Consider the following 14,121-nt stretch of genomic DNA (forward strand, 5'->3'; position numbering starts at 1 on the left):
ATCACTCAACGAAAAGAAGAACAGCATGCGCACATTGACGATTGAACCGCTGACCAAAGAAGCCTTCGCCCCTTTCGGTGACGTGATCGAAACCGACGGCAGCGATCACTTCATGATCAACAACGGTTCGACCATGCGCTTCCATCGTCTGGCCACGGTCGAAACCGCACAACCCGACGACAAGGCGATCATCAGCATCTTCCGCGCCGATGCGCAGGACATGCCACTGACCGTACGCATGCTGGAGCGCCATCCGCAGGGCAGCCAGGCTTTCATTCCGCTGCTCGGCAACCCCTTTCTGATCGTGGTCGCGCCAGTTGGCGATGCACCTGTATCAGGCTTGGTCCGCGCCTTCGTCACCAACGGCAGGCAGGGCATCAATTACCATCGCGGCGTCTGGCACCACCCGGTGCTGACGATCGAAAAGCGGGATGACTTCCTGGTGGTTGATCGCAGTGGCACAGGCAATAACTGCGATGAGCATTTTTTCAAAGAGGATGAGCGGTTGATCCTTGCCCCCCACCAATAAGAGAAGGTCCGATCACTCGACAACAAGAGTGACGGGCGAGAGGTAAAGACTGTGGAAGCACATCTGTTGGAATGGCTGAACCTGAGCGTGCGCTGGGTTCACATGATCACTGGCGTGGCCTGGATCGGCGCGTCGTTCTACTTCGTCTGGCTGGAGAACAACCTCAACCGCGTCAATCCGAAAACCGGTCTGGCCGGTGATCTGTGGGCGATCCACGGCGGCGGCATCTACCACCTGGAAAAATACAAACTGGCCCCACCGTCCATGCCGGACAACCTGCACTGGTTCAAGTGGGAAGCCTACTTCACCTGGATGTCGGGGATCGCGCTGCTGTGCGTGGTGTTCTACTCCAATCCGGTGCTCTACCTCGTGGCACCCGGCAGTGGCCTCAGCGGTCCTGAAGGCGTGGCCATCGGTATCGGCTCGCTGATCGTCGGCTGGTTCGTCTACGACTTCCTCTGCGATTCGGCCCTGGGCAAGAAACCCGCCCTGCTCGGCTTCATCCTGTTCGTGCTGATCATTGCCGCCGCCTATGGCTTCAGCAAAGTGTTCAGCGGTCGTGGTGCGTACCTGCACGTCGGCGCGATCATCGGCACCATCATGGTCGGTAACGTGTTCCGCATCATCATGCCGGCGCAACGGGCACTGGTCGCGGCGATCGCCGAGAACCGCACGCCTGATCCGGCCCTGCCGGCCAAGGGTCTGCTGCGTTCGCGTCACAACAACTACTTCACCCTGCCAGTGCTGTTCATCATGATCAGCAACCACTTTCCGAGCACTTACGGCAGCCAGTACAACTGGTTGATCCTGGCCGGGATCGCGGTGCTGGCAGTATTGGTGCGTCACTACTTCAACACCCGTCACGACAGCCACAAGTTTGCCTGGACCCTGCCGGTGGCAGCGGTGGGCATGATCTGCCTGGCCTACGTCACCGGCCCGACGCCGATGTCGACTGCACCTGAAGTGGCCAAGGCACCGGCGAAAATCGAGTACCAACCGCTGCCGGAGACGGCACTGGGCGGTGGCGCGAAACCGGCCGAAGCGGCGCAACCTGCGGCACCCGCAGCCCCTGCGGCGGCACCCGCGCAAGCCTCGAATGCCGGCTCCGGTTTCGACAAGGTGCACAACGTGATTCAAGAGCGTTGCACGGTGTGCCATTCGTCCAAGCCGACCAGCCCGTTGTTCAGCGCAGCCCCGGCCGGTGTGATGTTCGACACCCCAGAGCAGATCCGCCAGAACGCCGCGCGCATTCAGGCGCAAGCCATCACCACGCAGATCATGCCACTGGGCAACATCACCCAGATGACCCAGCAGGAACGTGACCTGATCGGTGCCTGGATTGCCCAGGGAGCGCAGACCAATTAATCGTTAAAAGCATCGCTGGCAAGCCAGCTCCCACAGGGTTTTGCATTGCCTGTGTGGGAGCGGGCTTGCCCGCGAATGGCCGCTCCGCGGTCCCCCTGATGCAAAGAAACAGCTGCAAGCAACCCGGCAGCTGTTAATCACAAGAATAAAAAAGATCCGAGGTGTTGCATGTCCGAGCTGTCCAAAGCGCGCATCCCCGACGCACCCGCCATTCAGCGTTTGCCCCTTTTGCAACTGATCCTGGTCGGTCTGCAACATGTTCTGCTGATGTACGGCGGTGCCATCGCGGTGCCGCTGATCATCGGACAGGCCGCTGGCCTGAGTCGTGAAGAAATCGCCTTCCTGATCAACGCCGACCTGCTGGTCGCCGGCATCGCCACTATCGTGCAGTCGCTCGGCATCGGCCCGATGGGCATTCGCATGCCGGTGATGATGGGCGCCAGTTTCGCTGCGGTCGGCAGCATGGTGGCCATGGCCGGCATGCCCGGCATCGGTCTGCAAGGCATCTTTGGTGCAACCATCGCTGCCGGTTTCTTCGGCATGCTGATCGCGCCGTTCATGTCCAAGGTCGTGCGTTTCTTCCCGCCGCTGGTGACCGGCACGGTCATCACCTCGATCGGTTTATCGTTGTTCCCCGTGGCCGTTAACTGGGCCGGTGGCGGTGTCGAAGCCGCGCAATTCGGTTCGCCGATTTATCTGGCCATCGCTGCGCTGGTGCTGGCCACCATCCTGTTGGTTCACCGCTTCATGCGCGGTTTCTGGGTCAATATTTCCGTGCTGATCGGCATGTGCCTGGGCTATGTATTGTGCGGCGTGATCGGCATGGTCGACCTCAGCGGCATGGCCAGCGCACCGTGGATTCAGTTCGTCACCCCGCTGCATTTCGGCATGCCGAAATTCGAGCTGGCGCCGATTCTGTCGATGTGTCTGGTGGTGGTGATCATCTTCGTCGAGTCCACCGGGATGTTCCTCGCGCTGGGCAAGATCACCGGCCAGGAAGTCTGCCCACGCATGCTCCGTCGTGGCTTGTTGTGCGATGCCGGCGCGTCGTTTTTCGCCGGTTTCTTCAACACCTTCACCCACTCCTCGTTCGCGCAGAACATCGGCCTGGTGCAGATGACCGGCGTGCGCTGCCGTTCGGTGACCATCGTTGCCGGCGGTCTGCTGATCGTCCTCAGCCTGTTGCCGAAAGCGGCGTTTCTGGTGGCATCGATTCCACCGGCGGTGCTGGGCGGCGCGGCGATTGCGATGTTCGGCATGGTCGCCGCGACTGGCATCAAGATCCTCCAGGAGGCGGACATCGGTGACCGCCGCAATCAGCTGCTGGTCGCGGTGAGCATCGGTATGGGCCTGATCCCGGTGGTACGTCCGGAATTCTTCGCCCACCTGCCGCTGTGGATGAGCCCGATCACCCACAGCGGCATCGCCATGGCCACCCTCAGCGCCCTGACGCTGAACCTGCTGTTCAACATCCTCGGCGGCAAAGAGCGTGCGGCGATCAATGATTGCCATGCGCACTGATTGAAACCACCACACCACCTGTGGGAGCGAGCCTGCTCGCGAAAGCACTGTGTCATTCAACATTGATGGCGACTGACACAACCGCTTCGCGAGCAGGCTCGCTCCCACAGGGACTACGCAACTGCTTGTGCCTCAAACAATAAAAACAACAGGGAGCAACAGATGATCCGCACGCAAAGCAACGTTCTGTTGAGTGGCGGCCTGCTGGCCGCGAGTCAGGCCATGGCCGGCGATCTGCTGCTGTGGCAGAGCAACAGCCTCAGCTATCTGTACGGCAAGAACTTCGCGATCAACCCGTCCTATCAGCAGACGGTCACCTTCGAGCACGCCGACAAGTGGAAGTACGGTGACAACTTTCTGTTCGTCGACAAGATCTTCTACAACGGCAAGGAGGACCCGAACAAAGGTCCGCACACCTTCTACGGCGAGTTCACCCCGCGCCTGTCTTTCGGCAAGATCCTCGACCGCAAGATCGAGTTCGGCCCGATCAAGGATGTGCTGTTGGCGATGACCTACGAGTACGGCGAAGGTGAAAGCGAGGCCTACCTGATCGGTCCCGGCTTCGATCTGAAAGTGCCCGGCTTCAACTACGTCACCCTGAACATTTTCCGCCGCCAGACCGAAGGCCCGCGGCCCGGCGACGGTGTCTGGCAGATCACCCCCGCGTGGTCCTACAGCTTTCCGTTGGGCAATTCCGATGTGCTGATCGACGGTTACCTCGACTGGGTCGTCGACAACGACGAAAACTCGCGCGGCACCTACCACGCCAACCTGCACATCAATCCGCAGATCAAATACGACCTCGGCAAAGCCATGGGCTGGAGCCAGAAACAGGTATACGTCGGCACCGAGTACAGCTACTGGAAGAACAAATACGGCATCGAAAACAGCCACGCGTTCGATACCAACCAGAACACCGCCAGCCTGCTGCTGAAGGTGCACTTCTGAGATGGCCCGCAACCGTGCGCCATGCCTGTCATCGGTGCTCTGTTGCGGGGCACTTGAGCGTTGGCCGAGGAGTCAGTATTCTCCGCGGCCTTCCGAATTCGCTCTAAAAAAAAGCCTGAATTCAATTTCTGACCGAAAAGCCAACTTATCCCGGCTGCGGTCAGTCCTGAGGCATCCCGAAAACACGCTCGTCGACTGTTTTTCAGCAGCCGAACGGGCGTTTTTTGGTTTTTCAAAAGCCTTGGCGCAGCTTTTGCTACCAGCATTCAAAGCTGACCGATCGGATGAAATTTGCGGTACGAAAAAAGGCGCCACATCAGAGCGCCGATCTTAAAAAAATAACGTGGAACACCTACTTTGGGAGCAACCGAATGAAACGTATGTGCACCAGCCTGATGCTGGCCGGATCGATGTTCGCCGGCGGCCAGGCGATGGCCGAAGGCCTGCTGCAGTGGCAGAACAACAGCCTGACCTACCTGTATGGCAAGGACTTCCAGGTCAACCCGCGCATTCAGCAGACCGTGACCTTCGAGCACGCCGATGCCTGGAAGTATGGGGACAACTTCCTGTTCATCGACAAGATCTTCTACAACGGCAAGGATGATGGCGGCGTCGGCTCCAACACCTACTACGGCGAGCTCAGCCCGCGCCTGTCATTCGGCAAGATCTTCGATCAGAAACTGGCCTTCGGCCCGGTGACTGACGTGTTGCTGGCCATGACCTACGAGTTCGGTGAAGGCGATACCGAGTCGTACCTGATCGGTCCGGGCTTCGACCTAGCGATTCCGGGCTTCGATTACTTCCAGCTGAACTTCTACCAGCGTCACACCCAGGGCGCACGCGCCGGTGACAATGTCTGGCAGATCACCCCGGTGTGGTCCTACACCATTCCGGTGGGCAAATCGAACATCCTCATCGACGGCTTCATGGACTGGGTGGTCGACAACGACTCCAACTCCAAAGGCGATTACCACGCCAACCTGCACTTCAACCCGCAGGTCAAATACGACCTGGGCAAGGCGCTGAATTTCGGCGAGAAGCAGTTGTATGTCGGTGTCGAGTACGACTACTGGTCGGACAAGTACGGGATCAAGGACAGCCAGTACTTCAAGACCGATCAGAGCACCACGAGCTTCCTGGTCAAGTTCCACTTCTGACCCTAAAAGCTTCGCGAGCAGGCTCGCTCCCACATTCAGACCGAGTTCCAATGTGGGAGCGAGCCTGCTCGCGAAGGCCTCACTGCAGATTTCAGGCAGGAGCCACCGCTTCAGATATCCGCAAAAACCGGCACAGTTCCTCACGCTTGGCCAACGCATCCCGCCGCCCCAACTCGATCAACTCGCTGCAATACCCCGCCTCGAACAGCAGGTAACTGAGCACCCCCGCCCCGCTCGTCTTCGTCGCGCCCGGCCCGCGCAGAAACAGGCGCAACGCCGCTGGCAGCTCCTGGCGATGCCGCGCGGCGATTTCGTCGATCGGCTGACTTGGGGCAATCACCAGCACCTCCACCGGCGCCACACCCAGCGCGCGGGTCGGCGTGCCGGCCGGGAGCAAATGACTGAACTGATTCAGACGCTGCAGCAACTCGATATCGCTTTCCAGGCTGTCGATAAACGTGCTGTTGAGCATGTGCCCGCCGATCTGCGCCAGCGTCGGTTGCTGGCCGCTGTAGGCGCGTTCCAGCGGCTGCTGCGGATCGACGCCGCGCGGGTTGCCGCTGACGCCCACCACCAGCACGCGACTGGCACCCAGATGCAGCGCCGGGCTGATCGGCGCCGACTGGCGCACTGCGCCGTCACCGAAATATTCCTTGCCGATTTTCACCGGCGCGAACAACAGCGGGATCGCCGAACTGGCCAACAGGTGATCGACCGACAACTGCGTCGGCACACCGATGCGGCGGTGCCGCAGCCAGGCGTCGATGGTGCCGCCGCCCTGATAGAACGTCACCGCTTGCCCCGATTCGTAGCCGAACGCGGTCACCGCCACCGCATGCAATTGCTTGCGCGCGATGGATTCGGCGATACCGGGCAAGTGCAGTTTTTCCTCGAGCAGTTCGCGCAGCGGCGAACTGTTCAGCAGCGCCACCGGCATCTGCCGACCGAGGCCGAGCAGGCTGTGGCTGACGAAGCGGCTGGCTTGATGGATCACGCCCGGCCAGTCGCTGCGCAGCACGCGGTGGCTGCGAAAGCCCTGCCAGAACTGGGTCAGGCGTTCGATGGCGGCGCGAAAATCCGTGGCGCCACTGGCCAGGCTGACCGCATTGATCGCCCCGGCCGAGGTGCCGACGATCACCGGAAACGGATTGTCCGCGCCGACCGGCAGCAACTCGGCAATCGCCGCCAGCACCCCGACCTGATAAGCCGCCCGAGCCCCGCCGCCGGAAAGAATCAAACCTGTGACCGGTTCAACAGGACTCATCGCAACACTCCACAGTGCTTGTCAGTACGGGTGAATCAACGACGCTTGGGATAAAGTTTCGGCTCACCCGGCGGGCGACTCTTGAAGCGCCGATGCGCCCATAGATATTGCTCGGGGCAGGCACGCAAAGCGCTCTCGACCCACTGATTGATGCGGATGCAATCGGCCTCCTCGCTCTCGCCGGGGAAGTCTTCCAGCGGCGGATGAATCACCAGGCGATAACCACTGCCGTCGGCCAGACGTTCCTGCGTGAACGGCACCACCAGCGCTTTGCCCAGCCGTGCAAACTTGGTCGTCGCAGTGACGGTGGCGGCCTGAATGCCGAACAGCGGCACGAAGACGCTCTGCTTGGCGCCGTAATCCTGATCCGGCGCATACCAGATCGCCCGCCCCGAGCGCAGCAGTTTGAGCATGCCGCGCACGTCATCGCGCTCCACCGCCAGCGAATCGAGATTGTGCCGCTCGCGGCCACGGCGCTGGACGAAGTCGAACAAGGGGTTTTTGTGTTCGCGGTACATGCCGTCGATGGTGTGCTGCTGGCCGAGCAGCGCCGCGCCGATTTCCAGCGTGGTGAAATGCGCGGCCATGAGGATCACGCCTTTGCCTTCGCGCTGGGCCTTCTGCAGATGTTCAAGGCCTTCGACGTGGGCCAGTTTCGCCAGACGCTCGCGCGACCACCACCAGCTCATCGCCATTTCAAAAAAGGCGATGCCGGTGGAGGCGAAGTTTTCCTTGAGCAGGCGTTTGCGCTCGGCGGCGGATTTTTCCGGGAAGCACAATTCCAGATTGCGCCGGGCGATGGTTCGCCGGTCGCTGGCGACGCGATACATCAACGCGCCCAAAACTCGACCGATGGTCAGCAGCGCCGGATACGGCAACTGCACGATCAGCCACAAAAGCCCCAGACCGCACCAGAGCGGCCAGAAGCGCGGAGCAAGATATGCTTTTCGAAAACGCGGGCGATCCATTAAAGCTTCCGTAAATACAGTGGCCGCGCATTCTACATCGTTCGACCCGGCTTGCGGCTCGCGGGCGTTCTCGTTATAAGTCTCGGCACTTTTAGTGACAAGCCGTTGTATGCCGACATGAGCCAAACCGACCCGTTAGACCAAGATCCCGTATTCCAGCTCAAGGGCAGCATGCTGGCCATCACTGTGCTGGAACTGGCCCGTAACGACCTCGAAAGCCTCGATCGGCAATTGGCCGCCAAAGTCGCCCAGGCGCCGAATTTTTTCAGCAATGCACCGCTGGTCCTGGCGCTGGACAAACTGCCGCCGAACCAAGGCGCGGTTGATCTGCCGGGGCTGATGCGCGTCTGCCGTCAGCACGGCCTGCGTACCTTGGCCATTCGTGCCAGCCGCATCGAAGACATCGCCGCTGCCATCGCCATCGACATCCCCGTGCTACCGCCCTCCGGCGCCCGCGAGCGTCCGCTGGAGACGCCGGAAGCCGAAGTCAAAAAGAAGCCGGAAAAGCCACCTGAGCCGAGCGTCAAACCGACCCGCGTAATCACCACGCCAGTACGTGGTGGCCAGCAGATATATGCCCAGGGTGGCGATCTGGTCGTGGTCTCTTCGGTCAGTCCGGGGGCGGAACTTCTTGCCGATGGCAACATCCATGTATACGGCCCGATGCGCGGCCGTGCGCTGGCCGGCGTCAAAGGTGACACCAAGGCACGGATTTTCTGTCAGCAATTGAGCGCTGAACTGATCTCCATCGCCGGTCATTACAAGGTCTCCGAGGATTTGCGTCGCGATCCGATGTGGGGCTCGGGCGTCCAGGTCAGCCTGTCAGGCGACGTGTTGAACATCATTCGGCTTTAACGGATACTGCCGCATTTTCCAAGCATCTCTAAAACGTAGCGAAAACGGCTCAAACGAAGTAGGAAAAAGGCCCAAAGCCAAATTCCAGCCAAGGCTGTCCGACTGCAGTAGTTTTCAAGAGATGTTTTTCAGGGGCTGAACAGTCCTTCTTCCTTAGGGGTGAAACACCTTGGCCAAGATTCTCGTGGTTACATCCGGCAAGGGTGGTGTGGGTAAGACCACCACCAGCGCCGCTATCGGTACCGGTCTCGCTCTGCGCGGCCACAAAACAGTGATCGTCGACTTCGACGTGGGCTTGCGTAACCTCGACCTGATCATGGGTTGCGAGCGCCGCGTGGTGTATGACTTCGTCAACGTGGTAAACGGCGAAGCCAACCTGCAACAGGCACTGATCAAAGACAAGCGCCTGGAAAACCTCTACGTACTGGCGGCCAGCCAGACCCGCGACAAAGACGCGCTGACCGTCGAAGGCGTGGAAAAAGTCCTGATGGAGCTCAAGGAACAATTCGAGTTCGTCGTCTGCGACTCCCCGGCGGGCATCGAGAAAGGTGCGCACCTGGCCATGTATTTCGCCGATGAAGCGATCGTCGTGACCAACCCGGAAGTGTCCTCGGTACGTGACTCGGACCGCATGCTCGGCCTGCTGGCGAGCAAATCGCGCCGCGCCGAACGTGGCGAAGACCCGATCAAGGAACACCTGCTGATCACTCGCTACCACCCGGAGCGTGTCGAGAAGGGCGAGATGCTTGGCGTTGAAGACGTCAAGGAAATTCTCTCGGTGACCCTGCTCGGCGTCATCCCGGAATCCCAGGCGGTGCTCAAGGCTTCCAACCAGGGCGTGCCGGTGATTCTCGACGACCAGAGCGATGCCGGTCAGGCTTACAGCGATACCGTCGACCGCCTGCTGGGCAAAGAAAAAGCCCACCGATTCCTCGATGTCGAGAAGAAGGGATTCTTCGAGCGCCTGTTTGGAGGTAGGTAATGAACCTTTTTGACTTCTTTCGTGCCAACAAAAAGCCAAGTACCGCATCGGTAGCGAAAGAGCGTCTACAGATCATCGTGGCGCATGAGCGCGGCCAGCGCAGCACGCCGGATTACCTGCCAGCCTTGCAGAAGGAACTGGTCGACGTGATCCGCAAGTACGTCAACATCGGCAACGACGACGTACATGTTGCACTGGAAAGCCAGGGCAGTTGCTCGATTCTGGAACTCAACATCACCCTGCCCGATCGCTGAGTCGATCCGGCAGGTATGACGGCGGTTCAGGGCCATTTCCCGGTGGAATGGTCCTGAACCGCCGTTGGCATTTGTTACGAGGCTGTTTTAATGCCGCTGTCCAACATCCGCATCATCCATGAGGACGCCGCCGTACTGGTGGTCGACAAACCGACCCTGCTGCTCTCGGTGCCCGGTCGCGCTGACGACAACAAGGACTGCCTGATTACCCGCTTGCAGGAAAACGGCTACCCGGAAGCGCGCATCGTCCATCGTCTGGACTGGGAAACCTCGGGCATCATCCTGCTGGCCCGGGATGCCGACACCCATCGCGAGCTGTCGCGGCAGTTTCATGATCGCGAAACCGAAAAGGCCTACACCGCTTTGGCCTGGGGTCAGCCGGAACTGGACAGCGGCAGCATCGATCTGCCCCTTCGCTACGATCCGCCGACCAAACCACGGCATGTGGTCGATCACGAATTCGGCAAACATGCGCTGACGTTCTGGAAGGTGCTGGAACGGTGCGGCGACTGGTGCCGGGTCGAACTGACACCGATTACCGGGCGCTCCCATCAACTGCGCGTGCACATGTTGTCGATCGGCCATCCGCTGCTCGGTGACGGACTCTACGCCCACGAGCAGGCGCTGGCCGCCTGGCCACGTTTGTGCCTGCACGCGAGCATGCTCAGTTTCACTCATCCGCAAACCGGCGAACGCCTGCGCTTCGAGTGCCCGGCGCCATTCTGAAATGCGTAAATAGTTTGAAAGCCCTTCCTTGCGAAGGGCTTTTTTTGTCCTGCCAGAATTCCACCGGCAATAGATTGACGTAAAGAACTGTCATAAAATTGTAATCAAATATAAAATCATGGCACTTCGATATCAGGCAGGAGGCCTCTTCCGTGTTCTGCAGCAAAACACTTCAATCCGAATACCCCATTGTGTGCGCATTCGGTAACACCACCCTGCACCTGAGCGAAGCACCCAGCATCCAGGCACGCCAGGCCCTGGAGCAGCTCATTAAAAAACGCCGCGCGCGCAAACTGACCCGAGCCAGCGCACCGTTATCGTCCTGTGAAACACCACTATTTGCCAAGGTCCAGCCATTGGACACGTTCAAGGCAAAGGTGCGGGTGAGCCTGAACAAACCGCAACGCAACGGGCGCTTCGACTGGCCTCTCGAAGAACTGATGAATTCCCTTGAAGCTCAGCGCCGGGGCGTGGAGATGCCTGCGCTGAAGGGCTATGGCTATACCCGCAGCAGACTCGGCCTGACCGAGGAATTTTTCCTCCTGACTCACCTGCTCGAAGGCCATATGGATGGGGCGGAGTGCATCAGACGCAATCCCGAAAACATCGAGACCTTTATCCTCGACGCGTTTCAACTGCTCAGCTCGCTCGCCAGCAAGAACATCACTCACATGGATTTCTGGGTGGGCAACATCATGGTGCCCGAGCAAACGCAAAGGCCACTCAAAGCCATCGACTTTGAAAACTGCTTCGCCGGCCCGACCGCGCACCCAAGTGAAACACTCGGTTTTCAACTCGGCTTCTTCTATCGTCGGGATATCTACAAGTTCATTACCGAAGCCGCCTACGATCGCCTGGTCGATCAATATCTCAGCGCGCTGCCCGGTCTATCGAGAGACAGGTTCGAGGCGGTCTATCAGTTGAGCAAACATGAATACGTCGGTCGCAAGCAGCGCCGAGAAGTCTTCCTCAGTGGCAGACTGATCACCGGTTGACGCCCACCCCGGCAACACTTTGAAGCAAGTGCCCGGCCTGCAAATCAGCGGAGCAATACGGTAGACTCGCGCCCCCCGCCGTACGGAGCCGCTTATGCGCGAAGCCTTCCCCCCCCTGGAAAAAGTACCGCACCAGCTGCTCTACCTGATCTATGGCGACAAAGACGTTTATCGGCGCGAGGCGAAATTCAGCATCCTCACCGCCCTTGCACAGCTGCAGCCAGGTGAATCATTGTGCATCCGAGTCCTGACCGATCGTCCGCAGGACTATGCCGGCTGGCCGGTCGATACCGTCCCTTTGAGCGAGCAGACCCTGATCCAGTGGCAGGGCGAGAACGGCTACCACCACCGCCGCAAAGCGTGCGCCATTGCACTGGGCCTGACGCTTGCCGAAAAAACCCTGTTTGTCGACACCGACACGTTGTTTCTCGGTTCGCCGCACCGGCTGTTCAGCATGATCACGCCCGGGCGTTACGTGATGGACCGCTTCGAATACGACTGGAGTTACGTCTGTAACCGGGCAGACTACGAAAAACTCGCGCGCTGCCTGCAAGTCCACGGCATCTCGTCGACGAACAGCTTCAAGCTCTACAATAGCGGCTTGTGCGGCGTCACCGATGGCGATGCAGCGCTGCTGGAGAAATCGATCCGGCTGATCGATGAGTGGACGCAGGGTTCGTTCGACATCCATACGATCGAACAGATTGCACTGTCGTTCGCCATGCGCGACCAACCGATCCAGGAAGCGAAGAAATTCGTCTATCACTACTTCGCCGACAAAAACTTCTTCCACGCCATGCAGAAACACTTTTTCGCCCGCCATGGCGAGGCTTTCCACCCCGAACTGCCAGCGCTGTGCACCGAGGTTCCGCGCAGCAAGCCCGTCCCCTCGACCTGGCAGCGCCTGCGCATCAAGTGGAAGCTGCGCAAAAAGCGCGGCGGCATGAAGAAAGTCGGCCGGGCATTGCTGTTCGGCAGTGCTGCACCTGCCCACCCGTATTACGAGATCTGCCGTCACGAATGGTGGGAATCGGCGTCGCGGGAAATCCTGCGTTGGGACAGCGTTGCGCAAAAGGCCTTCTTCGGCAGCGGCAAGGGCTGGCCGAAGCACCTGCCGAAACCCGCCAGAAAGGATGATCAACAAGCCATCATCGCCTACCTGCGCAAGCGCATCGATCAGCACTCCTGAGCGTGCTTGCGCAAACCACTTGCCCAATGGCGCCGAGTGATGCGTTAAACTGCCGCCCATTGCTGTCTGGAGTTTCTTATGCGCGCAGAGTTGAACCAGGGCCTGATCGACTTTCTCAAGGCCTCCCCTACCCCGTTCCACGCCACCGCCAGCCTCGTTCAGCGTCTGGAGGCCGCCGGTTATGTGCGCCTCGACGAGCGCGAGCCATGGTCCACCGAGGCCAACGGCCGCTATTACGTCACCCGTAACGACTCCTCGATCGTCGCGATCAAAATGGGCCGCAACTCGCCACTGCACGACGGTATCCGTCTGGTCGGCGCTCACACCGACAGCCCGTGCCTGCGGGTCAAGCCGCAACCGGAACTGCAACGTCAGGGCTTCTGGCAACTGGGCGTCGAAGTCTACGGCGGCGCGCTGCTGGCGCCATGGTTCGACCGCGATCTGTCGCTCGCCGGCCGCGTGACCTTCCGCCGTGACGGCAAGGTCGAGAGCCAGTTGATCGACTTCAAGGCACCGATCGCGATCATTCCCAACCTGGCCATTCACCTCAACCGTGAAGCCAACCAGGGCTGGGCGATCAACGCGCAGACCGAACTACCGCCGATCCTGGCGCAATTCGCCGGTGACGAGCGCGTCGATTTCCGCGCCGTGCTCACTGATCAACTGGCCCGCGAACACGGCTTGAATGCCGACGTCGTCCTCGATTACGAGCTGAGTTTCTACGACACGCAAAGCGCGGCGGTGATCGGCCTGAACGGCGATTTCATTGCCGGTGCGCGTCTGGACAACCTGCTGTCCTGCTACGCCGGCCTGCAAGCGTTGCTCACCGCCGAAACCGACGAAACCTGCGTGCTGGTCTGTAACGACCACGAAGAAGTCGGCTCCTGCTCGGCGTGCGGTGCCGACGGCCCGATGCTCGAACAAACCCTGCGCCGCCTGTTGCCGGAAGGCGACGAGTTCGTGCGCACCATTCAGAAATCCCTGCTGGTGTCGGCCGACAACGCCCACGGCGTGCATCCCAACTACGCGGACAAGCACGATGCCAACCATGGCCCGAAACTCAACGCCGGCCCGGTGATCAAGGTCAACAGCAACCAGCGCTACGCCACCAACAGCGAAACCGCCGGCTTTTTCCGCCATCTGTGCATGGCCGAAGAAGTCCCGGTGCAAAGCTTCGTGGTGCGCAGCGACATGGGCTGCGGATCGACCATTGGCCCGATCACCGCCAGCCATCTGGGTGTGCGCACCGTCGACATCGGTCTGCCGACCTTTGCCATGCACTCGATTCGCGAACTGTGCGGCAGCCATGACCTGGCGCATCTGGTCAAAGTGCTCAGCGCGTTTTATGCCAGTCGTGAATTGCCATAA

14 protein-coding genes are annotated in these 14,121 nt (G+C 60.1%); 12 read left to right on the plus strand and 2 right to left on the minus strand.

All coding sequences use genetic code 11. The features are described 5' to 3' along the window. The first annotated feature begins 25 nt into the window (after positions 1–25). The 5 genes from D8U70_RS15800 to D8U70_RS15825 all read left to right on the plus strand — a co-directional run bounded on the left by D8U70_RS15800 (position 26) and on the right by D8U70_RS15825 (position 5,520). The gene (locus D8U70_RS15800) at positions 26–529 is read left to right on the plus strand and encodes an ureidoglycolate lyase (protein ID WP_130929263.1); all 504 of its coding nucleotides are present in this window, start codon (positions 26–28) and stop codon (positions 527–529) included. A gap of 51 nt (positions 530–580) precedes the next feature. Further along, on the plus strand, positions 581–1,894 hold the full coding sequence (locus D8U70_RS15805; RefSeq protein WP_073472606.1) for a urate hydroxylase PuuD: 1,314 nt from the start codon (positions 581–583) through the stop codon (positions 1,892–1,894). 168 nt (positions 1,895–2,062) lie between these two features. Next, entirely contained in the window at positions 2,063–3,415 is a 1,353-nt protein-coding gene (locus D8U70_RS15810; RefSeq protein WP_130929264.1) for a nucleobase:cation symporter-2 family protein, read from the plus strand. 162 nt (positions 3,416–3,577) lie between these two features. Beyond that, the gene (locus tag D8U70_RS15820) at positions 3,578–4,363 is read left to right on the plus strand and encodes an outer membrane protein OmpK (RefSeq protein WP_073472608.1); all 786 of its coding nucleotides are present in this window, start codon (positions 3,578–3,580) and stop codon (positions 4,361–4,363) included. A gap of 371 nt (positions 4,364–4,734) precedes the next feature. Next, positions 4,735–5,520 (plus strand): outer membrane protein OmpK, encoded by a 786-nt coding sequence (locus D8U70_RS15825; RefSeq protein ID WP_056784020.1) that lies wholly within the window; start codon positions 4,735–4,737, stop codon positions 5,518–5,520. A 91-nt stretch (positions 5,521–5,611) separates the two neighbouring features. Here the strand turns inward: D8U70_RS15825 and D8U70_RS15830 are convergent, their stop codons facing one another. Both D8U70_RS15830 and D8U70_RS15835 read right to left on the minus strand, forming a co-directional pair. After that, positions 5,612–6,784: a patatin-like phospholipase family protein gene (locus D8U70_RS15830; RefSeq protein ID WP_130929265.1), complete on the minus strand. Its 1,173-nt coding sequence runs from the start codon at positions 6,782–6,784 to the stop codon at positions 5,612–5,614. A 35-nt stretch (positions 6,785–6,819) separates the two neighbouring features. After that, entirely contained in the window at positions 6,820–7,752 is a 933-nt protein-coding gene (locus D8U70_RS15835) for a lipid A biosynthesis lauroyl acyltransferase (RefSeq protein WP_016773752.1), read from the minus strand. Between the two features lie 117 nt (positions 7,753–7,869). Here D8U70_RS15835 and minC point away from each other — a divergent pair, with 117 nt between their 5' ends. From minC to D8U70_RS15870, 7 genes are all read left to right on the plus strand, one after another. Next, positions 7,870–8,607, plus strand: a complete 738-nt coding sequence (minC, locus tag D8U70_RS15840) for a septum site-determining protein MinC (RefSeq protein ID WP_024012205.1) — start codon at positions 7,870–7,872, stop codon at positions 8,605–8,607. A 169-nt stretch (positions 8,608–8,776) separates the two neighbouring features. After that, a complete protein-coding gene (gene minD, locus D8U70_RS15845; protein WP_007913953.1) occupies positions 8,777–9,589 on the plus strand; it encodes a septum site-determining protein MinD in 813 nt (270 codons plus the stop codon). Then, a complete protein-coding gene (minE, locus tag D8U70_RS15850; protein WP_003223146.1) occupies positions 9,589–9,843 on the plus strand; it encodes a cell division topological specificity factor MinE in 255 nt (84 codons plus the stop codon). The genes minD and minE overlap by 1 nt, the downstream gene beginning before the upstream one ends. Positions 9,844–9,933: 90 nt before the next feature. Continuing rightward, positions 9,934–10,569, plus strand: coding sequence for an RluA family pseudouridine synthase (locus D8U70_RS15855; protein WP_024012204.1), 636 nt, complete (start codon positions 9,934–9,936; stop codon positions 10,567–10,569). A gap of 152 nt (positions 10,570–10,721) precedes the next feature. Next, entirely contained in the window at positions 10,722–11,564 is an 843-nt protein-coding gene (locus D8U70_RS15860) for a hypothetical protein (RefSeq protein ID WP_073472613.1), read from the plus strand. A gap of 94 nt (positions 11,565–11,658) precedes the next feature. Beyond that, complete coding sequence (locus tag D8U70_RS15865; RefSeq protein WP_130929266.1) at positions 11,659–12,753, plus strand: hypothetical protein; 1,095 nt, start codon at positions 11,659–11,661, stop codon at positions 12,751–12,753. Between the two features lie 78 nt (positions 12,754–12,831). Then, positions 12,832–14,121, plus strand: a complete 1,290-nt coding sequence (locus D8U70_RS15870) for a M18 family aminopeptidase (RefSeq protein WP_016773748.1) — start codon at positions 12,832–12,834, stop codon at positions 14,119–14,121.

The sequence above is a fragment of the Pseudomonas sp. Sample_20 genome (assembly GCF_004307585.1).
Classification (GTDB): Bacteria; Pseudomonadota; Gammaproteobacteria; order Pseudomonadales; family Pseudomonadaceae; genus Aquipseudomonas; species Aquipseudomonas atacamensis.

Coding starts and splice junctions, on each gene's coding strand:
- D8U70_RS15870 (WP_016773748.1), top strand. CDS start 12,832: ATGCGCGCAGAGTTGAACCAGGGCCTGATCGACTTTCTCAAGGCCTCC.
- D8U70_RS15825 (WP_056784020.1), top strand. CDS start 4,735: ATGAAACGTATGTGCACCAGCCTGATGCTGGCCGGATCGATGTTCGCC.
- minC (WP_024012205.1), top strand. CDS start 7,870: ATGAGCCAAACCGACCCGTTAGACCAAGATCCCGTATTCCAGCTCAAG.
- D8U70_RS15810 (WP_130929264.1), top strand. CDS start 2,063: ATGTCCGAGCTGTCCAAAGCGCGCATCCCCGACGCACCCGCCATTCAG.
- D8U70_RS15820 (WP_073472608.1), top strand. CDS start 3,578: ATGATCCGCACGCAAAGCAACGTTCTGTTGAGTGGCGGCCTGCTGGCC.
- D8U70_RS15855 (WP_024012204.1), top strand. CDS start 9,934: ATGCCGCTGTCCAACATCCGCATCATCCATGAGGACGCCGCCGTACTG.
- minE (WP_003223146.1), top strand. CDS start 9,589: ATGAACCTTTTTGACTTCTTTCGTGCCAACAAAAAGCCAAGTACCGCA.
- D8U70_RS15835 (WP_016773752.1), bottom strand. CDS start 7,752: ATGGATCGCCCGCGTTTTCGAAAAGCATATCTTGCTCCGCGCTTCTGG.
- D8U70_RS15865 (WP_130929266.1), top strand. CDS start 11,659: ATGCGCGAAGCCTTCCCCCCCCTGGAAAAAGTACCGCACCAGCTGCTC.
- D8U70_RS15800 (WP_130929263.1), top strand. CDS start 26: ATGCGCACATTGACGATTGAACCGCTGACCAAAGAAGCCTTCGCCCCT.
- D8U70_RS15830 (WP_130929265.1), bottom strand. CDS start 6,784: ATGAGTCCTGTTGAACCGGTCACAGGTTTGATTCTTTCCGGCGGCGGG.